Below are 24,414 nucleotides of genomic sequence, written 5' to 3'. Positions count from 1 at the left end.
GTGAGTCATCGATTGACCCATAACGCCATCCAGCGACTGTTGCTCAAACGCTTTGCCCTCGCGGCCGGCACCTATGCGCTGGCCCTTGTACTGCTGTGGCTGGCGTATTTTACCGGCCACTACGATGAGCCCCTGTCGGGTGTCGCCGTCGGCAGCGCACTGGTGGTGATCAGCCAGGCGGCCTTGTTCGCGGTGTTTTACAGCGGCTTCAACCTGCGCCTGGCCGACCCCAGCCTGACCGAGGTGCAAGTGTTGCTGGGGCTGGCCTGGCAAACCTGGCTGATTGCCAATCTGGATGAGGCCCGGGGTGCATTCCTGGTGTTTTACATCCTGATCCTGCTATTTGGCCTGTTCCATTTATCACGCCGCGCCTTCGTCCGTTGTGCGCTGCTGGTGTTCTTCAGCTTCAGCGCGATCACCTTGTGGGACGCTTACCATTTCCAACTGGCGGACCCGGCGATGGCGGCCTTGCAGGTTTGCGTGCTGCTGATCGTGCTGGTCTGGCTGGTTCTGTACGCCCGTTATGTGCAGGCTTCGCGGCATCGTATGCGCCAGCGGCGATTTGCCTTGCAGGCCCACCAGGACACTTTGCGCGGCATGATGCGGCAACTGGAAGACCTGGTGGCCACCGACGAATTGACAGGTCTGTTCAATCGCCGGCATTTCCTGCGCCTGGCCTCTCGCGAGCTGGGCGCCATGGAGTTGGGTGTCGTGCATGGTCTGGCGTTGATCGATCTGGACCATTTCAAGCGTATCAACGACGTGCACGGCCATGCCGCCGGCGACCAGGTGTTGCAGGCCTTTGCCGGTGTCGCCACCGCCTGCCTGCGAGACGGTGATGTACTGGCACGTTACGGCGGTGAAGAGTTCGTGGTGTTGTTGCCCGATTGTGACGCCGAGCGCCTGACCGCCTGTTGTGAGCGGTTGCGCATCGCCTTTACCGATGTCGAGATGGTCGGCCTGAATGTACGCAACCTCAGCCTGTCGGCCGGCATGACTTTGCTCGAACTGGGCGATGACCTGGACGATGCCTTGCAGCGGGCCGACCAGGCGCTCTATCGCGCCAAGCGTGATGGTCGCAACCGTTGCGCGGCAGCCTGGGAGAACGTCGATGCCTGAGCTGCGGGTCGGTGACCGACAATGGTCGGTGGCATCAGGCAGCAACCTGCTCGATGCGCTGAATCAGAACGGCGTGTCGGTGCCTTACAGCTGTCGCGCCGGCAGTTGCCATGCGTGCCTGGTGCAATGCGTGCAAGGACAGCCGAGCGATAACCGGCCGGATGCCTTGAGTGCGGATCAGCGCGAGCAGGGCTGGCGCCTGGCGTGTCAGTGCCAGGTCGTCGAAGACTTGCAGGTGCATGCCTTTGATCCGCAACTCGATGGCCGCCCGGCCGAGATCGCCGCCGTCGATTGGCTAAGCGCGACGGTCCTGCGTTTGCGGGTGATTCCACAGCGCCCGTTGCGTTACAGCGCCGGCCAGCATCTGGTGTTGTGGGCGGGCAATGTGGCGCGGCCGTATTCACTCGCCAGCTTGCCGCAAGAAGAACGCTATCTGGAGTTTCACCTCGATTGTCGTGAGCCTGGCGCGTTCAGCGATGCGGCAAGGCAGATGCGCATCGGCGATCCGATCCGTCTTGGCGAGCTGCGGGGAGGGGCCCTGCATTACGACCCCGACTGGCAGATTCGACCGCTTTGGCTGATGGCGGCGGGCACCGGGCTGGCGCCCTTGTTTGGCGTCTTGCGCGAAGCGTTGCGGCACAATCACCAGGGCGCTATCCGGGTCATTCACCTGGCCCATGATGTTGATGAGCATTATCTGGCCAAGCCCCTGCAGGCCATGGCCGACGGTCGCGAGAATCTCAGCATCGAGCTGTGGACCCCGGCCGAGCTGCCTGCGGCTTTGGCGCAACTGCGGCTTGTTTCCCGGCAAACCCTGGCCTTACTCTGCGGAGCCCCCGACAGTGTCGATGCCTTTGCCCGGCGCCTGTACCTGGCGGGACTGCCGCGCAATCAACTGCTGGCCGATGTGTTCCTGCCCCGTGGTTGAGCGCTGACTTCCCAGACGCGAGACCTGCCATGACCGATGCCATCCGAGTTGAACGTGAACGCGGTTTGCTGACCCTGAGTTTGAATCGCCCGGACAAGAAAAACGCCCTGACCCGGGCGATGTATTCTCATTTGGCCGAAACCTTGAAGCAGGCCGACAGTGACCCGGACATCAGCGCAGTGCTGATCACAGGTTCCAGCGAGTGTTTCACCGCCGGCAACGACATTGCTGATTTTATCCAGCAGCCACCGAGCAATCTCGACAGCCCGGTGTTCCACTTCATGCTCAACCTGCTTGAGTGCCGCAAACCGCTGATCGCCGCGGTGGCAGGGGCTGCCGTCGGCATTGGCACAACGATGCTGCTGCATTGCGATCTGGTCTACGTGGCCCGCGATGCGCGCTTGCGCATGCCGTTCGTCAACCTCGGTTTATGCCCGGAGTTTGGTTCCAGCCTGATTTTGCCGCGCTTGCTCGGGCACGCCAAAGCGGCTGAATTGTTGTTGCTTGGAGAGGGTTTCAATGGCGAACAGGCTGCGGCCTGGGGGATTGCCAGTGAAGCGCTGGGCAGCGGCGAAGAGGCGTTGGCCAGGGCGCGGGAGATGGCCTTGCGCTTCGATTCACTGCCGAGGGAGGCGGTGCGCATCAGCAAGCAGTTGATGAAGGCCCCGGATCGGGAAGTGCTGCGCAAGGTGATCGAGGAAGAGGGCGCCTTGTTTACCCAACGGTTGCGTTCGCCGGAGGCGATGGCGGCGTTGTCCGGGTTTATCAATCGGCATTGAGTTTTAACTGGCTTGCCCGCGAAAGGGCCCGACCAGACAACACACCTTCAGGATCAGAAAGCAAAAAGCCCCGCCATTCACATGGCGGGGCTTTCGTTTTTCAGCGGGTCACTCAGACCTGCGGGTCGCCCACGTGCAGGATCTTCATGCCGTTGGTGCCACCGGTGGTGTGGTAGCTGTCGCCCTTGGTCAGGATGACCCAGTCGCCTTTCTCCACGACGCCGCGCTTGACCAGCTCGTCGATGGCTTTCTGGCTGACTTCGTTCGGAGCCAGGGAAGCTGGGTCGAACGGTACGGTGTACACGCCACGGAACATCGCGGCACGAGCCTGGGCTTCACGGTGCGGGGTGAACGCGTAGATCGGTACCGACGAACGGATACGCGACATGATCAGCGGGGTGTAGCCGCTTTCAGTCAGGGCGATAATCGCCTTCACGCCCGGGAAGTGGTTGGCGGTGTACATGGTCGCCAGCGCGATGCTTTCGTCGCAGCGGGTGAATTCCTTGCCAATACGGTGGCTGGAGGTCTTGCTGGTCGGGTGTTTCTCGGCGCCGACGCAGATACGCGCCATCGCCTGCACGGCTTCCAGCGGGTACAAACCAGCGGCGGATTCAGCGGACAGCATCACGGCGTCGGTGTAGTCGAGCACGGCGTTGGCCACGTCGGACACTTCGGCGCGGGTCGGCATCGGGTTCTGGATCATCGACTCCATCATCTGGGTCGCGACAATCACCGCCTTGTTGTGGCGGCGTGCGTGCAGAATGATCTTCTTCTGGATACCGACCAGCTCGGCGTCGCCGATTTCCACGCCGAGGTCGCCACGGGCAACCATCACAGCGTCCGACGCCTTGATCAGGCCATCGAGGGTTTCGTCGTCGGCCACGGCTTCGGCGCGTTCGATCTTCGCCACCAGCCAGGCGGTACCACCGCCTTCGTCGCGCAGTTGACGGGCGTATTCCATGTCGGCAGCGTCACGGGGGAAGGACACGGCGAGGTAGTCGACTTCCATTTCCGCGGCGAGCTTGATGTCCGCCTTGTCCTTGTCGGTCAAGGCAGGTGCGGTCAGGCCACCGCCGCGACGGTTGATGCCTTTATGGTCCGACAGCGGACCGCCGATGGTCACGGTGCAGTTCAGTTCGGTGGCAGTGGCGGTGTCGACACGCATCACTACGCGGCCGTCGTCGAGCAGCAGCTCGTCGCCCACGCCGCAGTCCTTGACCAGGTCCGGGTAGTCGATGCCGACCACTTGCTGGTTGCCTTCGGTCAGCGGATGACTGGTGGAGAAGGTGAATTGATCACCGATCTTCAGCTCGATGCGCTTGTTGGCGAACTTGGCGATACGGATTTTCGGGCCTTGCAGGTCACCCAGCAGGGCGACGAAGCGACCGTGCTTGGCCGCCAGGTCACGCACCAGCTTGGCGCGAGCCTTGTGCTCGTCCGGGGTGCCGTGGGAGAAGTTCAGGCGGGCAACGTCCAGGCCAGCCAGGATCAGCTGTTCGAGAACTTCCGGCGAGTTACTGGCCGGGCCAAGGGTGGCTACGATTTTGGTACGACGGACGGACATGCAAAGACTCCTGAGTTCAAGCGCTGAGTGAGGCTACTATGCTCCGAAGTTGTAGTCATTGTTCGTTTGCACTACTTAATACTTTCTTTATTGAACGTTGCAACTTTGCGTGCGCACGCCTGAAGATTTTCCCCCACAGGTCGATACAGCGTTCAAGACAGGAGATTTTCCCCATGCGATTCGTACTCGTTGCTGCCCTTGCCGTCGGTGCCCTCAGTGCCACCGGCTGCACCCGTTGGGCCATGAACCATCACTTGAACAATGCCTACAGCGCCTATGACCGGGGCAATTGCGAGCAGGTGATGCTGGAGCTGTCCAAGGTCGAGCGCGACAGCCGTGCACGCCCTTATGTATGGCCGGAAGTCTCGATGATGCGCGGTCAGTGCCTGGAGCGGCAGAAGATGTTTGTCGACGCGGTGCAGACCTATCAGTTCATCATGGCCTCGTACCCGCAGAGCGAATATGCCTACCGCGCCCGCGCCCGGATCGAAACCCTGGAGAGCTTGGGCCATTACCCGACCCGCAGTGCCTCGGCGGTCAAACCGACCCAGTTCTGATGGCGGTTATCATCTGATGGCTGGCTCACCGGCGTGGGTGAGCTATAGTCGAAGAAACCGGATTTGCAGCCCGACCGCTCGAATCCGGGGCAACATCTGTGACCGGCATTGGCAAGACTCAGCGCTGCAAGGACTGGCGCACCGGGAACAGAGAGAGCGGGCACCTTGCCAGGCAGACCCGTTCCGGAGCAGTAGTGCGGCTCTGCTTAAGGGCCTTGCATGGCGAATTTCTCATGTTTACCGACCGACGGATCGAGCGTCACCAACTGCCGTACTTCCTGAAAGTCTTCAACGGAATCACTGACAAACCCATAGGGTATCTGGGCAACGTTTCCGAAGACGGACTGATGCTGATCAGTCAATTACCGATGATGATCGGCGCCGATTTCGATTTGCGCCTGAAGATACCGGTCAGTGATGGCCGCACGCAGGCCATTGATCTGCGCGCGTGCTGCCTGTGGTGTCATGAAGACGCAACCCCTCATCACTATGACGCCGGGTTCAGCCTGCAACGGGCGCCTCCGGAGTATGGGCAACTGGTGGAGGCATTGCGCCAGTACTTCAGTTTTCTGCCGTTGCCGGCTTCGGTGTAAGTGGCAGGCAGCCACGCAAATCGTGATTGAGATTGTTTCAATTCACTCAGCGAGTCTGTTGTTGCGTGGCCTGAGAACAATGAGTTCTGGTCATTCACCATCACCGCCTGCTCGGAGTGGTTACGCGGGCATGCCAGCTTGGCTCCAATGTCTTTATTTGGAAGCGGCTTCGAACTGTCGAGCTGCTTGCTTTGGCATGGATGGCCATTCATCGGAACTGTCATTTCTGTCAGGTTAATCCTCAGTTGATTATTTGCTAAAAGTAATACGTGGAATATTCCACGAACCGCAAAAGTGAGGGAAATCATGATCAGTGAGAGAATGGAAATTTTGCCACCACCGAGTTCTATAAGTCCCCGTTCAGGGGGGGTTGGACGAGGCTTCACTGTTGGGGCAATGATCCCTATTCCATTTTTTAAATGTAATATCTACTTTTATGAACTTGATGGCAGGTTGATCCGTAAGGTAACAACGGCGCCGGGATGGGGGCCAATGTTGCATGGTTTTGATATGCCTGCTGACCTAACCACTCCGGGGAAGAATTTCTATTTCAGAATTCAGTACCAGTCTGTTGCTAGTATTTATAGCCACTGGGCTCAATCGGGGACTTTGCGAATGGAGGACGCGCCAACGTTACCCATGCTACGAGTTACTGCACCACCTGCTCACTCTAGTCATCCCGAGGGTATCATTGAGGTCAAGGGTGATGGTGTAATTCCGGGGGCGAAGGTCAGCTATGTGGAAACCCAGACAGGCGTTTCCGGTGATGCGGTTGTTTCCGGCTCTTCATGGCATATTGCTCGTGATTGGGGAAAAGGGTTCAAAAGTGTGTATGTCAACCAAACGTTAGGAGGGATCTCATCAATATATGTTGCGGCTAACTTTCGAACGGATGTAGCTGTTCCACCACCGCCTGAGATTCTCATGCCACAGAATGGCGACGAACTGCCTGAAGGGAAATTGTTGTTGGCTGGTTCATGTCTTGTCGGCGCAAGTGTGGTTTTTCTAACTGATGATGATGGTGTTCTTATAGCAAATGCTAATGTGTATGACGGTTTTTGGAATGTCGACCTTGATCTAGGTAAGGGGAAATATACAATCAAGGCGGTTCAAGGCTTTCAAGGATATCCGTCTGCGCCAAGTGCGCCAGTTACTTTCAATTTGATCGCAGCCAAGTCAGCTTTACTTGTGGATAAGGACAATAGCTGAACAGGGAACCTGGCCCACGCTTTGGACTTTTGGACGCTGTGAATATCCAGCGACGTCATCGATAACATGTGATGGCGTCCGTTCAGAAAACGGCCTCCTGTTAAGTCAGGTCAAGCACTCCCGCTACGCTTTAAACTCAAGTAATGCGAAACCAGTTGGCTTCCCAGTTCCCCTGGTCGTGCATCCAGGACCTGCACACCATTCGTGCTCAACCGTTCGTGGACCGCACCCCGTGCATTCAAATAGTCCACTGCGCTGCAATAAACCAGTGCGTCGGACAAGGTCTGTACTGGTTTGTGTCTCAGGCTGTAAAGAATTTCTTCGCGCAAGCTTGCGATCAGCACCCGATGACTGTTGTTCAGGCGCTTGACCGCAGCGAGAAGCGCTTCATCGTCTTCGTCCCGCAGGTTAGTCACCAGGATCACCAACGACCTTCGCTTCTGACGAGCAAGCAAATGGGTGACGGCAGTCTCATAGTCGGGCGGGCGTGAGGTGCTGTCGAGGTTGTACACGCTGTTGAGCAAAGCATTCAGATGAGCTGCGCCTTTGACGGGGGCGAGATAGAGTGCTCGCTCGCTGGCCAAGGTGCTCAAGCCCACCGCATCACCCTGGCGCAAGGCCACATAACTGAGCAGCAGGCAGGCATTGAGGGCGTGGTCGAAATGGGCCAGTTCATCGTCCTGGCTGCGCATGTGTCGGCCACAGTCGAGCATGAAGACAATTTGTTGGTCGCGTTCGTCCTGGTACTCACGGGCGATGGGCGTGCTCTGGCGTGCGGTGGCTTTCCAGTCGATCTGACGCAGGCTGTCGCCCTCGCGAAACTCGCGCAATTGATGGAATTCCAGGCCCAGGCCGCGTCGCTGTTTCTGGCGCACGCCGATCTGGCTGAGCCAGTTGTCCACAGCCTGCAACTGTCCGCCATAGACCCGGGCGAAGTCGGGGTAGACCCGGGTGCTGTCGGGCACAGCGAGCAAGCGTCGGTCAGACCATAGGCCGAAGGGGCTTGGCAGGCTGACTTCGCAATGAACGAAGGTGAAATGGCCTCGCTTGAGCGGGCGTAACCGATAACTGACGTGGCTGAGTTGACCCGGTTGCAGTTCTACCGAAAGCGGCAGGTGCTCGATGCTCAAGCCCGGGGGCACGTGGTCGAACAGTTGGGCAGCCAGCGGTTGGCTGAAATCATGTTCAACGCTCAGTTGCACCTCGCTCCATCGACCCAGTGCCAGGCTGCCGGGCATCTGGCGTTTCACTCGGGGAGTTGGCAGGCGCTTGAGGCGCACGGCATCGAGCAAGGCCAGGATCAACAGCGCCAGCAACAAGCCCCAACTGATCGCGCTGAGAGATGGCGAGACCTCGTACTCCAGGGCCCGGGCGGCGCCCAGTGCGATGCCGCAGGCCAGCAGGACCAGCAGCCATATCAGCATCAAACGCGAAGGTTTCACAGACGCGGTGCCGGGATCTGATCGAGCATTTGCTGAAGCACCTGATCGATATCCAGACCATCGATATCCAGCTCCGCCGCGATGCGTACGCGATGACGCAACACGGCCAGTGCACAACCCTTGATGTCATCCGGAATCACGAACTCGCCGCCTCGCAGCAACGCCCGGGCCCGTGCGCAGCGCACCAGCGCGATAGAGGCCCGTGGCCCTGCGCCGAAGATCAAACCCGGCCAGGTGCGGGTCATACGGGCGACTCGCACGGCGTAATCGAGCACCTGATCGTCCAGCGGCAGCTCGCCGGCAATGCGTTGCAGGGCCAGTACATCCTTGGCCTGCAGCAAGGTGCGCATGGGCTGTACATCGAGCATGTCGGCGCGGGTCGAGCGGCTGACCTGGCGGACCATGTTCAACTCCTGTTCGGCATCGGGGTAGTCCATGCGCACCTTGAGCATGAAGCGGTCAAGCTCAGCCTCGGGCAGTGGATAAGTGCCTTCCTGTTCGATCGGGTTCTGCGTGGCGAGCACTATGAACGGTTGCGCAATCGGCAGGGCCCGGCCTTCGAGGGTGACCTGACGTTCCTGCATGGCTTCAAGCAGTGCCGCCTGGGTTTTGGCCGGCGCCCGGTTGATTTCGTCCGCCAGCAACAAGTTGGTGAACAAGGGGCCTTTGCGCAGCTTGAACTGTTCGGCCTGGCGGTCGTACACCGCGTGGCCGGTGACATCGCTGGGCATCAGGTCAGGGGTGAACTGGATACGTGCGAATTCGCCGCCAAAACAACGGGCGAGGGCCCGCACCAAAAGGGTCTTGCCCAATCCGGGTACGCCTTCGAGCAGTACATGCCCGCCAGCAATCAGCGCGGTCAGGACGTCGTCGATCACCCTGTCCTGACCGATCAGCGCTTTTTGCAGTTCACGGCGCACGCCCTGGGCCAGTTGGCTGGCGCGATGGCGTTGTTGAGCGGCATGGCTCGTTGCATCGGGCTCGATGGCTTCACTCATAGGGCATTCCTCAAGGATTGCAGGTGGGCAACCTGGCGGCTGAATTCGACGCTGGCCAGTCGTGGTTTCGCTCGTGGGATCATGGCCTGGCTGATAGTGCGAGTGGATTGACCGGTCAGGCGCGCAAGCACCAGCCATTGTTCGGCAACCGGCAGTTGTTCGAACCCTGGATGGCGATGCCGAACCCGGCGCAGGATGTCCTGTTGCAAGGCATGCAGCAGGTGCGCCTGGCCGTTGCGCCGCAGCAGGAAGTCGGCGCTGGCACGCAGGTGTTCCAGAAGTTGTCGGCGAGCCTTCGGTGGCGCTTCGATCAGCGGCCCCTGACGCACACCAAAATGCCAGAAGCCGAGGATGATCAGCGCGACAAGAGCCACCAGTGCTTGAGGAAAATAGCGCAGCAGCAGGGTTGGCAGGCTGTCGCGGTCGGTGTTGAAAATCAGCGTCACAGCGGTGTCGGCGGTCAGGTACCAGAGCAACCAGGCATTGTCGTATTGCTCGATGTGCGGGGTTTTCCACAGGTCGGCGTCGGTGACGACGATGATGGAACCGAGGCCGTGGTTCAGTTGCATCATGTGGGTGGCCTTGGCGCTGTTGGCCCAGGACTGGGCGAGATTTTTCGGGTCTTCAAGGTGGAACGCCGTATCGAATCCGGCATAGGCCGGTGCGTTCTCGTCCTCCAGATACAGCTTGGTCAGGTTGGGGTAGGGATCGTCATTGACGTCGGGCGGCAGGTCCTTGAGGTTTTTGCTGAGCAACTGGTGCAGTTGGACGCGGTCGAGCAACAGGTCATTGCTCTGTCGCAGTTTCTCGTCCCAAAGCGATTCGGCGACGAACAACAACCGGCCACCGGCGCGGGTCCAGTTCATGACCTGATCAATCTGCCGCGGGGTCATGTTATAGCGGTCGCCGAGCAGCAACAGGCTGTGTTGCCGCGGGTCGAGGCTGGGCAGGATATCAAGGCCATTGGCGTGGTTGACGGTCAGGCCCTGCTTGCGCAGGAACAGTTCGGCCGCCAGATAAGGGTTGTTGCGTGCTTGTGGCGAAGGGCCGTGGTCGATCTCGATTTGATAGGGCGTGGCCTTGAGGTACAGGTAAACGCCCAAGGCGCACAGCAGCGCAGCGCCGAGCACGCCCAGCATCAGCCCCCAACGCCGGCTCACGGAGTCGCTCCCGGTTCAAACAGGTTGCGCCAGGCGTTACATAACTCCTGTTGCGCATGCGGTGGCGGCAGGCGGTGACCATAGGCCATGCTCTGCCAGTGCCCTGTCAGGTTTTTGCTGAACGTCAGCAAGGCCGGTTGTTGTAATTGCTCGACTCGCTTGAGCACCTGGCCTTCAGTGTCGGCCACGTTCAGTGCCAGGTTGAAGTCATGCACCAGACGGCTGAGCAGTGCGCGATAGAGCAACCCGAGGGCAGCACGAGGATTGGACTGCCACAGGCGTTCGGCGCTGGCGGCAATATCGTCGGGCAAGGACTCGGGTTTTAGATCAAGGCCGAAAGCCTGTTGTGGCCGGGTGCGCACTGCGCTGGATTTCAACTTGGGTATTCGACTGACGAACGCCCTCATCCAGTCGCGATAACGCCAGATCAACAACACCGCACCGCCCAGGACAGCGCCCCACAATAGAATTTCAATCACGGTCGTGAGTGCGCCAAAGCGTTGATTGAGAAACAGCTTGAGCAAAGCCTTGAGCCATTCAGGCGTTTTACCGTCGCCGTCGCTCCTGCTGTCCGGTTTGTCCTCGCCAAAGCTGTAGCGCGTCACCGTCTCCCTGTTCTTGAACGGTGCCTGATCGAGGATGGCCTTGATGCCGTCCCGGGCTGCCTGGCTGGTCAGGGGCTGGTCGAGCAGGCGCGGGCTGTCGGGAGAAATATCCGGTTCGGCGGCCCATACCCCGTTCGGTGCGGGCATCCATAGCATCAGGACCAGTATCAGCACGCCGCCGGCGCTGGCGAGACGATGGCACAGGCGGCGAAACACCAGTTCGATATCCCAGGCCTCCAGCGTGGTGCGTCGGTTCAGGTAAAGGCAGAAGCCACAGGCGACATAGATCGGCTCCCACACCACCAGGATCAATACGTAGAAAACATTGGTCAGGTGCTCCAGCCAACGCCAGTCCTGATCGGCAGCACTGATCAGTGACTGCCAGCTCCAGTCGGTTTCTATCTGGTGTGGCAGAAGCAAATAGAACAGCACCATCAGGCCGATCCATAACGCGCCCTCCAGGTGAGCGCCAATGATCGTCAGCCAGCGTGCCGGCGCGGCGTCTCGCTGCAACAGAACCTGTAGACGTTGCTGGCGCGGGTGGCCGCTCAGGCCTTCAAGCTGTACCACGGGCAGCAAAAAACTGCGGGGCAGGCTCAGGCGACGCCAGGTCAGGCTGGCCAGCAGTTGTGGCTTGAGCAACCGGGGCAATTGAAGCAATGCCTGCTTGAGGGTAGGTGTTTCACCGAACAGGGCTTTGGACAGGATATGGAGAGGCAGGCGTTCGTACGCGGGTTTGAGGCACCAGAAAATGAATACCGCGAGGGTGGGAGAATCCCAAAACACCCAGGTGAGCAGGGCGAAAACCGGAAAGGTGACCAGCGCCCAGCTTGTCATTAAAAGCCGTCGATGCTGCTGGCTCAGGAGAACGCCAAGGTCCATGGCTTCCCAGGTGGTGCGCGGCCGAATCACCACCGTGGCGTCACTCAGGCGCATGGCGCTGGCGTCCGGCAAAAATCAGATAAACCACTACCAGCAGCCAGAGCGCCGTGCCGACCAGGTACTTGGTCCTCGCGGTCAGCCCGGTCATTGATGACCAGTAGGCCTCGATAAAGGCTGCAATCAGCAGGAACAGCATGACGCCGCAGATCATCAGCACGCTCTTGCGTGCCGCCTGTTTCAGCGCCTCGCCACGCGGCAGGCGCCCGGGCGCGATCAACGACCAGCCCAGTTGCAGGCCCGCGGCACCGGCCAGGGCGATGGCGCTGAGCTCGAAAGCACCGTGGCCGATCACGAAGGACCAGAAGGTTTGCCCATAACCCACGTACGTCAGGTGCCCTGCCGCCGCACCGATCATCAGGCCATTGAAAATCAGGAAGAACACACTGCCCAGTCCCCACAGCAAACCACTGGCGAAAGTCTGAAAGGCAATGCCGATGTTGTGCATGATGTAGTAGCCGAACATCACCCAGTCCTCGCTGGCGGCCCGTTCGACTGTGCGTCCGAGGTGACCGGCAACCGGGTCGTACATGCTTTGCAGGTCGCTGACCTGTGGGGCGGGAATGAGGTTGTAGATCAAGTCCGGAAACAGATAAACCAGCAGCCCGAAACCGATCAGGCTGCCGAAGAAGAGCAGGCAGGCCGCGAGAACGAAGCGCCATTGGTCACGCACCAGCCGCGGAAAACCGGCGAGAATGAACGCCAGCACGTTGGCGCCCAACCGACTGCGATGGCGATACAGTTGTTGGTGCCCACGCAGCACCTGTTGCTGCAATGAGTCGATCAAAAAACTGCTGTAACCGCGCTCCCGGGCCAGCGCCAGGTGCTGGCAAAGGCGTCGGTAGTCGTTGGGGAAATGGCCAGGATCACGGGCCTTCCTGTCGTTCTCCAGGTGCTCCAGCGTGTGGGCAAACTGCTCCCACTGGTCTTTGTGCCGCTGTTCAAAAAGGCTCTGTTTCATGTCGGCCCCAGCAGGCCGCGAGCGATGCCGTTGAGCTCGGCCACTGCCTGCGGTTTGGGCACCTGCAAAGGTTCGGCAAGGATGGCGGCCAGTTCATTGGTTCGTGCCTGGGAGAGTGCGCTCTGACGCTCAGCGAAAGCGAGAATGGCCCGCTGTTCGCTGAGTGTCAGGGCAAAGCTCGGGCGACAAGGCGTAGCTTCAGGGATGACGGGGCGGGTCAACGGTTGTTCGCGGTAGATCACCAGCGTTCCGGCAGCAATATCACCGAGGCGTTTGAAGTGGGGGTGTTGCAGACAAGTGATGGCGCCGAGGAAATAGCCGAACGGCAGCAGGTCAACCACGCGCAGCAGGTTGCGCAATAACGAAGCGGAGCCGCCAATCGGCGTGCCGTCGTCCTGGATCACCTGCAGGCCCATCCATTGCTTGCCCGGCGAGCGCCCCTGGTTGAACACTTCGAACAGCACCATGTACCACCAGCTCACCACGAACGTCAGGATCGAGCCCAGCCCGGCGCCGAGTTTGCCCAACATCGCCAGGGCAATGAACAGCACACCGAGGATCAAACCCCGCAAGCCCAGATCGATGGCAAACGCCATCGCGCGAACCACCAGGCCGGCCGGGCGCAGTGGCAGGTCGACGCCTTCCGGCGTTTCGACGTGATACCGCGTGTCCACTGGCGGTGACAGCGTTGCATTCCCTGGCAGTGCTGTGGTCTCGAGCATGGGCAACCTGAAAATGTGGCCTGGATCGGGATGAGTGTTCTTTCGATGCTAGCAGCCTGCGCGTGGGGAAAACACATAACTGTGTATCGCCCCTTGAATCATGCGAAGTGCTTGAATGACGATCTGACTGGCCGGAGCAGGATGTGAACGCCTAGACTTCGCCGATCTTCAGTTCAGGAATCGCCCGTGACCTCTATCTTCTGGTACGACTACGAAACCACCGGCATCAACCCTCGTTGTGACCGCCCGTTGCAAATGGCCGGGCTGCGCACGGACTTCGATCTCAACGAAATAGACGAGCCGGTCAATCTTTTCTGTCAGCCCAGCGATGACATCCTGCCGCACCCAGCCGCCTGTGCGATTACCGGTATCACACCGGCGCAACTGCAAGCACGCGGACTGAGCGAAGCCGATTTCATGACCCGCGTGCATGCCCAACTCGCCGCGCCGGGTACCTGCGGCGCGGGGTACAACACCCTGCGTTTCGACGATGAGATGACCCGCTACAGTCTCTATCGAAATTTTTTCGACCCCTATGCACGGGAGTGGCAGGGCGGTAATAGTCGCTGGGACCTGATCGATGTGGTGCGCGCCGCCTATGCCTTGCGTCCCGATGGCATCGTTTGGCCAACGGATGAAGAGGGCCGGGTAACGCTCAAGCTCGAACGTCTGACCGCTGCCAACGGCCTTGACCATGGCAGCGCGCACGAAGCGTTGTCGGACGTGCGTGCAACCATCGCCCTGGCGCGTCTGCTTCGGGAGAAACAACCCAAACTCTATGAATGGCTGTTCCAGTTGCGCAGCAAGCAGAAGGTCCTCGATCAGATTCGCCTGCTGCAACCGATGGTGCATGTGTCCGGGCGCTTTTCGGCGGCACGCAGCTACGTGGGCGTGGTACTGCCGCTGGCCTGGCATCCGCGCAACAAGAATGCGCTGATCGTCTGCGATCTTCGGCTTGATCCACAGGGCCTGCTCGACCTGGATGCCGACACCCTGCGCCAGCGCTTGTATACCCGTCGCGAAGATCTGGCCGAAGGAGAGTTGCCAGTTCCCCTGAAACTTATCCACATCAACAAGTGCCCGGTCATGGCACCCTTGGCGGTACTTCGCGCAGAAGATCAGCAACGTCTCGGGCTGGATATGTCGCTGTATCAGCAGCGTGCGTTGCGATTAAGTGACACGCAGAAGATCTGGCAGGATAAAATTTCCGCCATCTATTCCCGTGAAGAATTCGCCCAGAGTGAAGACCCGGAGCAACAGTTATACGATGGATTTATTGGTGATCGGGATCGCCGTTTGTGCGAGCAAGTACGGACTGTGGACCCGCTGCAATTAGCGCAGCAAACCTGGCCGTTCGATGATGAACGTTTACCTGAATTATTGTTTCGATATCGCGCGCGCAACTTTGCCGATACCTTGAGTTTTGAAGAGCAGGAACGCTGGCGGGTGTTTTGTCAGAATCGCTTGTCGAGCCCTGAATGGGGAGCACCCAATACCCTCGAAAGTTTTCTAGAGGCCGCGACCCAGTTGCGTATTAGCGCAACGCCGACTCAGCTGCAGGTGCTGGATGAGTGGCAAAATCATATCGTGGGTTTACGCACGCGTTTGGATCTTTGAATTCGAACATGCTCGAGGTTAATTTTCACCCATAAAAAAACGCCAGCATTCGCTGGCGTTCTTTTTGTCACGGATCCGTCTGCGACAAGCGCTGTGGCTTAGCCCAGCAGGGTAGCCCAGCCTTCAACCACGTCACCGCCCCACTTGGCTTTCCACTCTTTCAGAGTTTTATGGTTGCCACCTTTGGTTTCGATGACTTCGCCGTTGTGCGGGTTTTTGTATTGTTTAACTTTGCGTGCACGCTTGGTGCCGGTAGTTTTTACCGCGCCGCCACGTGGCGCCTTGGTTTTGGATTCCGGATCCAGCAGCGCAATGATGTCACGCAGGGATTTGGAGTACTCGCCCATCAGGGTGCGCAGTTTGCCTTCGAATTCCAGCTCGGTTTGCAGTTTGTCGTCTTGGGACAGGTTCTTCAAACGGGCTTGCAGCTCTTTGATTGCTTCTTCGGTGGCGCGATATTCGTTGATCAGGGACATGATGACTACCTTATGTTGTGCGCTGGATGGCAGGTGACAGTGCGGCAATAATAGTCAGGGTGTTTCATCAAGTAAACATTTAAGCGCTGATTATTTTAATTATTGTGCAGCAAATTTGGCGCTTTTGGTTGTGCTGTTATTAGTGTCATCTCGTGCAAACGGTTATTTACAAATAAACAATTGAAGATGTCCTGCAAGAACACTTCACGGGCGTGGGCGAGGCGCCCTTTTCCCGGGCATGGCGACCTTCCGACGGGACAAAACGTCATCAATACTGCAGTTTTGCTGCGCAATCGCTAGAATGGCGGCCTTTGCGAGTTTCTGGAGTTCCCCCCTCATGCGCACCTTTCGCCTGGTGATTTCCTGCCCGGACCGTGTTGGCATCGTTGCCAAAGTCAGTAACTTTCTGGCATCACACAACGGTTGGATCACTGAAGCGAGCCATCACTCGGACAATCTCAGTGGCTGGTTCTTCATGCGTCACGAAATTCGTGCCGATTCGCTGCCCTTTGGTATCGAAGCCCTGCGCGAAGCCTTTGCGCCGATCGCCGAAGAGTTCTCGATGGACTGGCGTATCACCGATACCGCCCAGAAAAAGCGCGTCGTACTGATGGCCAGTCGCGAGTCGCACTGTCTCGCCGACCTGCTGCACCGCTGGCACAGCGATGAACTCGACTGCGAAATCTCCTGTGTGATTTCCAACCATGACGACCTGCGCAGCATGGTCGAATGGCACGGCATTCCGTACTACCACGTTCCGGTCAATCCACAGGACAAGCAGCCGGCGTTCGCCGAAGTGTCGCGCCTGGTCAAGCATCACGATGCCGAAGTGGTGGTCCTGGCCCGCTACATGCAAATCCTGCCGCCCGAGTTGTGCAGTGAATATGCCCACAAGGTCATCAATATTCACCACAGCTTCCTGCCGTCCTTCGTCGGTGCCAAGCCGTATCACCAGGCTTCCCTGCGCGGCGTGAAACTGATTGGCGCGACTTGCCACTATGTGACCGAAGAGCTGGACGCCGGTCCGATCATCGAACAGGACGTCGTGCGCGTCAGCCACAGCGACAGCATCGAAGACATGGTGCGTTTCGGCCGTGACGTCGAGAAGATGGTGCTGGCCCGTGGCCTGCGTTATCACCTTGAAGACCGCGTTCTGGTGCACGGCAACAAAACCGTGGTGTTCTGATCCCGACGCGCAACGGTTGAAATTCGAAGGGCCTGGGCGTTCAATCGCTTCAGGCCCTTCGCCGTTTCTGCGGCTCCATTTCCGAACAGGGGACATGACCATGGCCGATCCGTTGGACAAAGCCACTTCCAGGGCACCCGCCACCCTCGGCGAGGGCTGCTTGAGCCGTTACGACCCGGAGGATATGGGGCCGGAAGTCGGTACCGAGTTTCCCGACGCCGCGCAGTTGTGGAAAGAGTTGCAGCAGGACTCAGACGAAAACGCGGAGTGAGGGATAGCGGTTCGATTGAAGGCGAGAGGTAGAGGCGAGGTGTGAGGAGGTTCCCCACAGCCTCTCTCCGGTGGGGAAAGACTGTGGGGAGGGTTGCGGGTCGTTAGATGCGGAAGCTGCCCACCAACTGTTTTAACCGCGCCGCCTGCTGCTCAAGATCCGAGCACGCACGCAGTGTCGATTGCAGGTTTTCCACGCCTTCCTGGTTCAACGTGTTGATCTCGGTAATGTCGACATTGATCGACTCGACCACCGCGGTCTGTTCTTCGGTCGCCGTCGCTACCGACTGGTTCATGCCATCGATTTCACCGATGCGCAGGGTCACGCTGTTCAGGCGCTCGCCCGCCAGGTTGGCGATTTCCACGCTGTCCTGGCTGTGACGTTGGCTGTCGCTCATGGTGCTGACCGATTCCCGGGCGCCGATCTGCAACTCTTCGATCATGGTCTGCACTTGTTGCGCCGACTCCTGGGTACGGTGCGCCAGGTTACGCACTTCGTCAGCTACTACGGCAAAACCACGTCCGGCTTCACCCGCCCGTGCAGCTTCGATCGCAGCGTTGAGTGCCAGTAGGTTGGTCTGTTGGGAAATGCTGGTGATCACCTCGAGAATCTGCCCGATGTTCACGGTCTTGCTGTTCAGCGATTCGATGTTGGTGCTCGAGGCGCTGAGCATGTTCGACAGTTGATTCATCGCGGTGATGCTGCGATCGACCACCTGCTGGCCATCCTCCGCCAGGCTGCGGGCATCGCTGGCCTGACTCGACGCTTGCGCGGCGTTGCGCGCGATTTCCTGGGCGGCGGCACCGAGCTGGTTGATCGCCGCTGCCACGCTGCTGGTGCGCGAGGCTTGCTGATCGGAATTGAACATCGACGAGTTGGACGCGGCCACGACTCGTAATGCCACTTCATTGACCTGCCCGGTGGCCGAAGAAACTTCGCGGATCGAGCCGTGGATGCGCTCCACAAAGCGGTTGAACGCGGTGGCGAGGCTGCCGAATTCATCGTTATTGACGATCGTCAGGCGTTTGGTCAGGTCGCCTTCGCCATCGGCGATGTCGGCCATGGCCCGGGTCATGACGTGCAACGGCTGGATCAGGATGCGGATCAGCATGCCGAGCAGGGCGATGATGATGGCCACGGCAATGATGGTTGCGATGACAGCCGAAGTGCGGAACTGGCTGAGCATCGAGAAGGCCTTGTCCTTGTCGACCGACAGGCCGATGTACCAGTTGACCGACGACAGGCCCTTGATCGGGGTGAAGGTCACGATGCGGGTTTTGCCGTCGACCTGGATTTCACTCATCTGGCTGCTGATCGCCGGCGTATCCTGCGGGTAGACATCCTTGAGCGTTTTCATTGCCAGCGCTTTGTCGGGATGGACGAGGATCTTGCCATCGGCGCTGACCAGGAAGGCGTAGCCCATGCCGTCGAAATCCAGGGCATTGAGGCTGTCGGCGATCACTTGCAGGCTCAGGTCGCCACCAACGACGCCGATGTTTTGCCCGTCCTTGACCACGCTGTTGACGATGGAGATCACCAGTTGCCCGGAGGCCAGGTCCATATAGGGTTCGGTCAGCGCTGAACTGCTGGTGCCCTGGGCGCTCTTGTACCAAGGGCGTGCACGAGGGTCATAGCCGTCGGGCATCTTGCTATCGGGGCGAATGATGAAAGAGCCGTCCTTGCTGCCCAGGTAGGCGCCCATGAAGGTCGAGGTGATGGCTTTTTGCGTTAGCAGTTTCGACACATTATCAGTGTCAGGATTGAGGGCGACGGTTTGTGACAGGTTCTCGATAAGGAGACTACGGCCGTTCAACCAGGTCTGGATATTGTTGGCAGTGACTCTGCCCATTTCCTGCAGGTAATTGTCCAGGTCTTCACGAATGGCATTACGCTGCAAATAATCGTTGTACAGCGTAAACGAGGCAAAGGCGGCAATAACGATAAGGGCGGCGGCAAGCAGGATTTTATGGCTGAAGCGCAGATTTTTGTTCATGGCTTGGGGTTCCGCTAAGGTCTTATATGCTCGAAGCGTGTTTTTTACGGGTGTGTGCACGGCAGAGCATGGGTAAAAGGTGAAATTTCCGGCTGTCCTTAGGGAAATGTCCGACCGAGTTATCAGACTGGTCTGTCGTCATGTCTATCGGCCGATCCTGATTAAAGATTAACCATGGGTGATCAAATGCCTGACTCATCGCAACTCGTTATCGGTGCCGATCTCGCCGGTCAGCCCATCGCTCAGGCCATGCGCCTGGCCAACCGTCACGGCTTGATCGCCGGGGCAACCGGCACCGGTAAGACCGTGACCTTGCAACGCCTGGCCGAGGCCTTCAGCGATGCCGGTGTGGCGGTGTTCGCCGCGGATATCAAGGGCGATTTATGCGGTTTGGGCGCTGCGGGTAATCCCCAGGGCAAGGTTGCCGAGCGCATTGCCGGGATGCCGTGGCTCAATCACAAGCCTCAGGCGTATCCGGTCACCTTGTGGGATGTACAGGGTCAGTCCGGTCATCCACTGCGTACAACCTTGAGTGAAATGGGGCCGTTGCTGCTGGGCAGCCTGCTGGAACTGACCGACAGTCAGCAGTCGGCGCTCTATGCCGCTTTCAAGGTGGCGGACCGCGAAGGTCTGTTGCTGCTGGATCTGAAGGATCTCAAGGCGCTGCTCAATCACCTGCGCGACAACCCGCAGCTACTCGGCGATGACGCCGCGCTGATGACCACCGGTTCCAGCCAGGCGCTGCTGCGGCGCCTGGCCGTCCTTGAACAGCAAGGCGCCGAAGCCTTGTTCGGTGAACCGGCACTGCAGCTCGAGGATATTCTTCAACCTGATGCCGATGGTCGTGGGCGCATCCATCTGCTCGATGCCAGCCGGCTGGTGCATGACGCGCCGAAAGTCTACGCGACCTTCCTGTTGTGGCTGCTGGCTGAACTGTTCGAACAACTGCCCGAACGTGGCGACGCCGACAAACCGCTGCTGGCACTGTTTTTCGACGAAGCGCATCTGCTGTTCAACGGTACGCCGCAAGCATTGCGCGATCGTCTGGAGCAGGTGGTGCGGCTGATTCGTTCCAAGGGGGTGGGCGTGTATTTCGTCACCCAGTCGCCGGGGGATTTGCCGGACAACGTCCTGGCCCAGCTGGGCTTGCGTATTCAGCACGGGTTGCGCGCGTTCACCGCCAAAGAGCAGAAATCCCTGCGGGCGGTGGCGGACGGTTTTCGGCCGAATCCGGCATTCGATACGTTATCGGTGCTGACCGAACTCGGCATTGGCGAGGCGCTGGTGGGCACCTTGCAGGAAAAGGGCACGCCGGAAATGGTCCAGCGCGTGCTGGTCGCGCCGCCGCAATCGCGGATCGGGCCATTGAGCGAGGCTGAACGGGCGGCACTGATCGCCGGCTCGCCGTTGCAAGGGCGCTACGACAAACCCATCGATCGCGAGTCGGCCTACGAGGTACTGATGGGACGCAAGGGCCTGGCGCCGGAAGCGGCACCAGATAAACCGGCTCCGCAAGAGCCAAGCTTCACCGAGCAGGCGGGCGAGTTTCTCGGCACGGCAGCCGGCCAGGCACTGAAATCGGCGATGCGTCAGGCCGCCAATCAACTGGGACGGCAGTTGGTACGGGGTTTGATGGGATCATTGTTGGGTGGCAGCAAGCGCCGCTAATTTGGGTCAGTTCGAACAATGTGGGGGGTGAGCCTGGGCCATGTTGCTTTCGCAAGCAGGTTCAAACCCACATTGATTTTGTATCAGCTTCTGGATTTGGCATGCGCCGCCAGGCGTTCCAGCGCTGCCCGCAGGTTCGGGTCGCTGATGCCGTCCGCGGTCGCCTGAATGGTCGCAGCGGCATCATCCGACAAATCCATGGTGTGCCCGGCCGCGCCTTGCTGGACGGTGGGTGGTTGCACCTTGAAAAGAATTCGCGTCAGGCTGGCAAACTCATCAAACATTTGCAGCTGCCTTTGCAGGCGCTTTTGCTGATAACGCAGACGCGTGGCCCAGTGACCATCCGTGACGATCAGCAACAAACTGCCTTCGCGCCAGGAGGCTACATGGCAATGTTCGCGGGCAGCGGGTTGCAGCTGGCTTTCGAGCAGGCGTTGCAAGTGGCCCAGGCGTTGCGCGTGGCCAAGTATGGCTTTGAGCGGTTTGGCTTCGCGAAGCAGAACGGCGGGTGCTCTGGCCGTAAGAGGGCGAAATGCCATGATCAGACACCTGAAGTAACAGAGCTGCCATGGTAGCAGAAAGCACTGGTTGAGCCTGACCCATTGCTTTTGTCCCTGCTTTACCCATTAAATCAACAACTAACTTCTGTCGTGAACGGCTTGAAGTTGAGCAAAACGCCCCTATTTAAAGTGAGCCCCGTCAAAGCGCTGAGCCAGCATCGTGGAATAACGCCACTTTCCTCACCATCGTTTCCGGGTAGAATGCTCGTTCGCATGCGGCCATGAGGGCTGCACGGGCGACTCACGGGGCCGCCCTCCATCCCTTTAGTGTGGAAGATCCTGCCGATATGTTTGCGCCTTTGTTAAAGAAACTTTTTGGAAGCAAGAACGAGCGTGAAGTCAAACGCATGCTCAAGACGGTGCAATTCGTCAATGCCTTCGAAGAGAAGATGGTCGCCCTTTCGGACGATCAGCTGCGCGCCAAGACCGCAGAGTTCAAGGACCGCATTGCCAAGGGGGAGACCCTCGACAAGCTGTTGCCGGAAGCCTTCGCGGTTGCCCGTGAAGCCGGCAAGCGCGTCATGGGTATGCGTCACTTCGACGTCCAGCTGATCGGCGGCATGACCCTGCATGAAGGCCGGATCGCCGAAATGCGTACCGGTGAAGGCAAGACCCTGGTGGGTACCCTGGGCGTTTACCTCAACGCGCTGTCCGGCAAGGGCGTGCACGTTGTGACGGTGAACGACTACCTGGCCCGCCGTGACGCCAACTGGATGCGCCCGCTGTATGAATTCCTCGGCCTGACCGTGGGCATCGTGACGCCATTCCAGCCGCCGGAAGAGAAGCGGGCTGCCTACGCCGCCGATATCACCTACGGCACCAACAACGAATTCGGTTTCGACTACCTGCGCGACAACATGGCGTTCAGCGTGGAAGAGAAATTCCAGCGTGAACTCAACTTCGCCGTAATCGACGAAGTCGACTCCATCCTCATCGACGAAGCCCGTACCCCGCTGATCATTTCCGGTCAGGCCGAGGACAGCTCCAAGCTGTACATCGAGATCAACAAACTGATCCCGAAACTCAAGCTGCACGTCGAAGAAGTCGAAGGGGTCGTCACTCAGGAAGGCCATTTCACCGTCGATGAGAAGACCCGTCAGGTCGAACTCAACGAAGCCGGTCACCAGTTCATCGAAGACCAGTTGACCAGCATCGGTCTGCTGGCCGAAGGCGAAAGCCTGTACTCGGCGCACAACCTGAGCCTGCTGACCCACGTCTACGCCGGTCTGCGCGCGCACAAGCTGTTCAACCGCAACGTCGAATACATCGTGCAGGAAGGTCAGGTCGTACTGGTCGATGAACACACCGGTCGTACCATGCCGGGTCGCCGTTTGTCCGAAGGCCTGCACCAGGCCATCGAAGCCAAGGAAAACCTGAACATCCAGGCCGAAAGCCAGACCCTGGCATCGACCACGTTCCAGAACTACTTCCGTCTGTACGAAAAACTGTCCGGCATGACCGGTACGGCCGATACCGAAGCGTTCGAATTCCATCAGATCTACAACCTGCCGGTCATCGTTATCCCGACCAACAAGCCGTTGGCCCGTAAGGACTACAACGACCTGGTGTTCCTGACCGCCGAAGAGAAATACGCGGCGATCGTCAATGACATCAAGGAAAGCATGGCGGCTGGCCGTCCTGTGCTGGTGGGTACTGCGACCATCGAAACCTCCGAGCACATGTCCGCGCTGCTCGTGAAGGAAGGCATCGAACACAAGGTTCTGAACGCCAAGTTCCACGAAAAGGAAGCCGAGATCATCGCCCAGGCCGGTCGCCCAGGCGCACTGACCATCGCGACCAACATGGCCGGTCGTGGTACCGACATCCTGTTGGGCGGTAACTGGGAAGTAGAAGTGGCTTCGCTGGAAAACCCGACCCCTGAGCAGATTGCCCAGATCAAGGCCGACTGGCAGAAGCGTCACCAGCAAGTGCTCGAGTCGGGCGGTTTGCAGGTGATCGCGTCCGAGCGTCACGAATCGCGCCGTATCGACAACCAGTTGCGTGGTCGTGCCGGTCGTCAGGGCGACGCCGGTTCCAGCCGTTTCTACCTGTCGCTGGAAGACAGCCTGATGCGCATCTTCGCCTCTGATCGGGTGAAGAACTTCATGAAAGCCCTGGGCATGCAGCCTGGCGAAGCGATCGAGCACCGCATGGTGACCAACGCCATCGAAAAGGCTCAGCGCAAGGTTGAAGGCCGCAACTTCGACATTCGTAAGCAACTGCTCGAGTTCGACGACGTCAACAACGAACAGCGTAAAGTGATCTATCACATGCGTAACACGTTGCTGGCCGCCGACAACATCGGTGAGACCATCGCTGACTTCCGTCAGGACGTGCTCAACGCCACTGTCAGCGCGCACATTCCGCCACAATCGCTGCCTGAGCAGTGGGATGTGGCCGGTCTGGAAGCCGCGTTGCAGAGCGATTTTGGTGTAGCGCTGCCGATCCAGCAGTGGCTCGACGAAGACGATCACCTGTACGAGGAAACCCTGCGTGAGAAACTGATGCAGGAACTGGTGGCGGCCTACAACGAGAAAGAAGACCAGGCGGGCGCCGAAGCGCTGCGCACCTTCGAGAAGCAAATCGTATTGCGCGTTCTGGACGACCTGTGGAAAGACCACCTGTCGACCATGGATCACCTGCGTCACGGTATCCACCTGCGTGGTTATGCGCAGAAGAACCCGAAGCAGGAATACAAGCGCGAGTCGTTCACGCTGTTCTCCGAGCTGCTGGATTCGATCAAGCGCGACTCGATTCGTGTGCTGTCTCACGTTCAGGTTCGCCGCGAAGACCCGGCCGAAGAAGAAGCGCGTCTGCGTCAGGAAGCCGAAGCACTGGCGGCACGCATGCAGTTCCTGCATGAAGAGGCCCCAGGTCTTGAGCAGCCGGAAGTGTTGGGCGAAGAGGTCGATGTTGCCCTCGCCGCCGCGCCAGTTCGCAACGAGCAGAAGCTGGGCCGCAACGAGTTGTGCTACTGCGGTTCGGGCAAGAAATTCAAGCATTGCCACGGGCAGATCCAGTAAAACCCGTTTCAAACGCTGAAATACCCGCGCCGCGACCGGCTTCT

Annotated in this window: 21 protein-coding genes and 1 pseudogene; 11 read left to right on the top strand and 11 right to left on the bottom strand. The window is 59.2% G+C overall.

All coding sequences use genetic code 11. The features are described from left to right. Positions 1 to 12: 12 nt before the first annotated feature. From EIY72_RS02025 to EIY72_RS02015, 3 genes are read left to right on the top strand one after another with little or no spacing between them, the layout of a single operon-like run. Positions 13 to 1,119, top strand: a complete 1,107-nt coding sequence (locus tag EIY72_RS02025) for a GGDEF domain-containing protein (protein ID WP_093226308.1) — start codon at positions 13 to 15, stop codon at positions 1,117 to 1,119. After that, positions 1,112 to 2,047, top strand: a complete 936-nt coding sequence (locus EIY72_RS02020) for an iron-sulfur-binding ferredoxin reductase (protein ID WP_093226305.1) — start codon at positions 1,112 to 1,114, stop codon at positions 2,045 to 2,047. The genes EIY72_RS02025 and EIY72_RS02020 overlap by 8 nt, the downstream gene beginning before the upstream one ends. A 29-nt stretch (positions 2,048 to 2,076) precedes the next feature. After that, a complete protein-coding gene (locus EIY72_RS02015) occupies positions 2,077 to 2,826 on the top strand; it encodes an enoyl-CoA hydratase-related protein (protein WP_093226302.1) in 750 nt (249 codons plus the stop codon). A gap of 112 nt (positions 2,827 to 2,938) precedes the next feature. Here the strand turns inward: EIY72_RS02015 and pyk are convergent, their stop codons facing one another. Further along, positions 2,939 to 4,390 carry a pyruvate kinase gene (pyk, locus tag EIY72_RS02010; RefSeq protein ID WP_093226299.1) on the bottom strand — a complete coding sequence of 484 codons (1,452 nt, stop codon included), beginning with the start codon at positions 4,388 to 4,390 and terminating at the stop codon, positions 2,939 to 2,941. Between the two features lie 173 nt (positions 4,391 to 4,563). Here pyk and EIY72_RS02005 point away from each other — a divergent pair, with 173 nt between their 5' ends. The 3 genes from EIY72_RS02005 (at position 4,564) to EIY72_RS01995 (ending at position 6,749) form a co-directional block, all read left to right on the top strand. Further along, positions 4,564 to 4,947 (top strand): tetratricopeptide repeat protein, encoded by a 384-nt coding sequence (locus EIY72_RS02005; protein ID WP_093226296.1) that lies wholly within the window; start codon positions 4,564 to 4,566, stop codon positions 4,945 to 4,947. A gap of 233 nt (positions 4,948 to 5,180) precedes the next feature. Beyond that, a complete protein-coding gene (locus EIY72_RS02000; protein WP_093226293.1) occupies positions 5,181 to 5,540 on the top strand; it encodes a PilZ domain-containing protein in 360 nt (119 codons plus the stop codon). 306 nt (positions 5,541 to 5,846) lie between these two features. Further along, positions 5,847 to 6,749, top strand: a complete 903-nt coding sequence (locus EIY72_RS01995) for a hypothetical protein (RefSeq protein ID WP_132680097.1) — start codon at positions 5,847 to 5,849, stop codon at positions 6,747 to 6,749. Positions 6,750 to 6,859: 110 nt separating this feature from the next. On the opposite strand, the gene EIY72_RS01990 is transcribed toward EIY72_RS01995, so the two are convergent. The 6 genes from EIY72_RS01990 to EIY72_RS01965 are packed head-to-tail and all read right to left on the bottom strand — an operon-like array spanning position 6,860 to position 13,576. Continuing rightward, complete coding sequence (locus tag EIY72_RS01990; RefSeq protein WP_093226290.1) at positions 6,860 to 8,191, bottom strand: DUF58 domain-containing protein; 1,332 nt, start codon at positions 8,189 to 8,191, stop codon at positions 6,860 to 6,862. Then, positions 8,188 to 9,189, bottom strand: a complete 1,002-nt coding sequence (locus EIY72_RS01985) for an AAA family ATPase (protein WP_093226287.1) — start codon at positions 9,187 to 9,189, stop codon at positions 8,188 to 8,190. The genes EIY72_RS01990 and EIY72_RS01985 overlap by 4 nt, the downstream gene beginning before the upstream one ends. Next, positions 9,186 to 10,349, bottom strand: coding sequence for a DUF4350 domain-containing protein (locus EIY72_RS01980; protein ID WP_093226284.1), 1,164 nt, complete (start codon positions 10,347 to 10,349; stop codon positions 9,186 to 9,188). The genes EIY72_RS01985 and EIY72_RS01980 overlap by 4 nt, the downstream gene beginning before the upstream one ends. Next, positions 10,346 to 11,890: a DUF4129 domain-containing protein gene (locus EIY72_RS01975; RefSeq protein WP_093226281.1), complete on the bottom strand. Its 1,545-nt coding sequence runs from the start codon at positions 11,888 to 11,890 to the stop codon at positions 10,346 to 10,348. The genes EIY72_RS01980 and EIY72_RS01975 overlap by 4 nt, the downstream gene beginning before the upstream one ends. Next, the gene (locus tag EIY72_RS01970; RefSeq protein ID WP_093230720.1) at positions 11,877 to 12,854 is read right to left on the bottom strand and encodes a stage II sporulation protein M; all 978 of its coding nucleotides are present in this window, start codon (positions 12,852 to 12,854) and stop codon (positions 11,877 to 11,879) included. The genes EIY72_RS01975 and EIY72_RS01970 overlap by 14 nt, the downstream gene beginning before the upstream one ends. After that, positions 12,851 to 13,576: an RDD family protein gene (locus EIY72_RS01965; RefSeq protein WP_093226278.1), complete on the bottom strand. Its 726-nt coding sequence runs from the start codon at positions 13,574 to 13,576 to the stop codon at positions 12,851 to 12,853. The genes EIY72_RS01970 and EIY72_RS01965 overlap by 4 nt, the downstream gene beginning before the upstream one ends. A 186-nt stretch (positions 13,577 to 13,762) precedes the next feature. Between EIY72_RS01965 and sbcB the strand changes: the two genes are divergently transcribed. Further along, positions 13,763 to 15,193, top strand: coding sequence for an exodeoxyribonuclease I (sbcB, locus tag EIY72_RS01960; RefSeq protein ID WP_093226276.1), 1,431 nt, complete (start codon positions 13,763 to 13,765; stop codon positions 15,191 to 15,193). 98 nt (positions 15,194 to 15,291) lie between these two features. On the opposite strand, the gene mvaT is transcribed toward sbcB, so the two are convergent. Next, complete coding sequence (gene mvaT, locus EIY72_RS01955) at positions 15,292 to 15,669, bottom strand: histone-like nucleoid-structuring protein MvaT (protein ID WP_007933316.1); 378 nt, start codon at positions 15,667 to 15,669, stop codon at positions 15,292 to 15,294. A 337-nt stretch (positions 15,670 to 16,006) separates the two neighbouring features. On the opposite strand from mvaT, the gene purU reads away from it, so the two are divergent. Both purU and EIY72_RS29820 read left to right on the top strand, forming a co-directional pair. Then, positions 16,007 to 16,855, top strand: a complete 849-nt coding sequence (gene purU / locus EIY72_RS01950; RefSeq protein ID WP_093226271.1) for a formyltetrahydrofolate deformylase — start codon at positions 16,007 to 16,009, stop codon at positions 16,853 to 16,855. A 100-nt stretch (positions 16,856 to 16,955) separates the two neighbouring features. Continuing rightward, positions 16,956 to 17,126: a hypothetical protein gene (locus tag EIY72_RS29820; protein ID WP_165939578.1), complete on the top strand. Its 171-nt coding sequence runs from the start codon at positions 16,956 to 16,958 to the stop codon at positions 17,124 to 17,126. Positions 17,127 to 17,229: 103 nt separating this feature from the next. Here the strand turns inward: EIY72_RS29820 and EIY72_RS30495 are convergent, their stop codons facing one another. Continuing rightward, positions 17,230 to 17,994 carry a methyl-accepting chemotaxis protein gene (locus tag EIY72_RS30495; protein WP_442587043.1) on the bottom strand — a complete coding sequence of 255 codons (765 nt, stop codon included), beginning with the start codon at positions 17,992 to 17,994 and terminating at the stop codon, positions 17,230 to 17,232. A 93-nt stretch (positions 17,995 to 18,087) separates the two neighbouring features. Further along, positions 18,088 to 19,119, bottom strand: a pseudogene (locus EIY72_RS30490) (HAMP domain-containing protein); the annotation flags it as partial. 186 nt (positions 19,120 to 19,305) lie between these two features. Between EIY72_RS30490 and EIY72_RS01940 the strand changes: the two are divergent. Further along, complete coding sequence (locus tag EIY72_RS01940) at positions 19,306 to 20,787, top strand: helicase HerA-like domain-containing protein (protein ID WP_093230718.1); 1,482 nt, start codon at positions 19,306 to 19,308, stop codon at positions 20,785 to 20,787. An 83-nt stretch (positions 20,788 to 20,870) separates the two neighbouring features. Here the strand turns inward: EIY72_RS01940 and EIY72_RS01935 are convergent, their stop codons facing one another. Next, on the bottom strand, positions 20,871 to 21,326 hold the full coding sequence (locus tag EIY72_RS01935; RefSeq protein WP_093226265.1) for a DUF721 domain-containing protein: 456 nt from the start codon (positions 21,324 to 21,326) through the stop codon (positions 20,871 to 20,873). A gap of 308 nt (positions 21,327 to 21,634) precedes the next feature. Here EIY72_RS01935 and secA point away from each other — a divergent pair, with 308 nt between their 5' ends. Beyond that, positions 21,635 to 24,370: a preprotein translocase subunit SecA gene (secA, locus tag EIY72_RS01930; RefSeq protein ID WP_093226262.1), complete on the top strand. Its 2,736-nt coding sequence runs from the start codon at positions 21,635 to 21,637 to the stop codon at positions 24,368 to 24,370. The last annotated feature ends 44 nt before the right edge of the window (positions 24,371 to 24,414 follow it).

It is taken from the genome of Pseudomonas vancouverensis, from assembly GCF_004348895.1.
GTDB classification, from domain to species: Bacteria; Pseudomonadota; Gammaproteobacteria; order Pseudomonadales; family Pseudomonadaceae; genus Aquipseudomonas; species Aquipseudomonas vancouverensis.
This window is presented reverse-complemented; position numbering and strand designations above follow the sequence as displayed.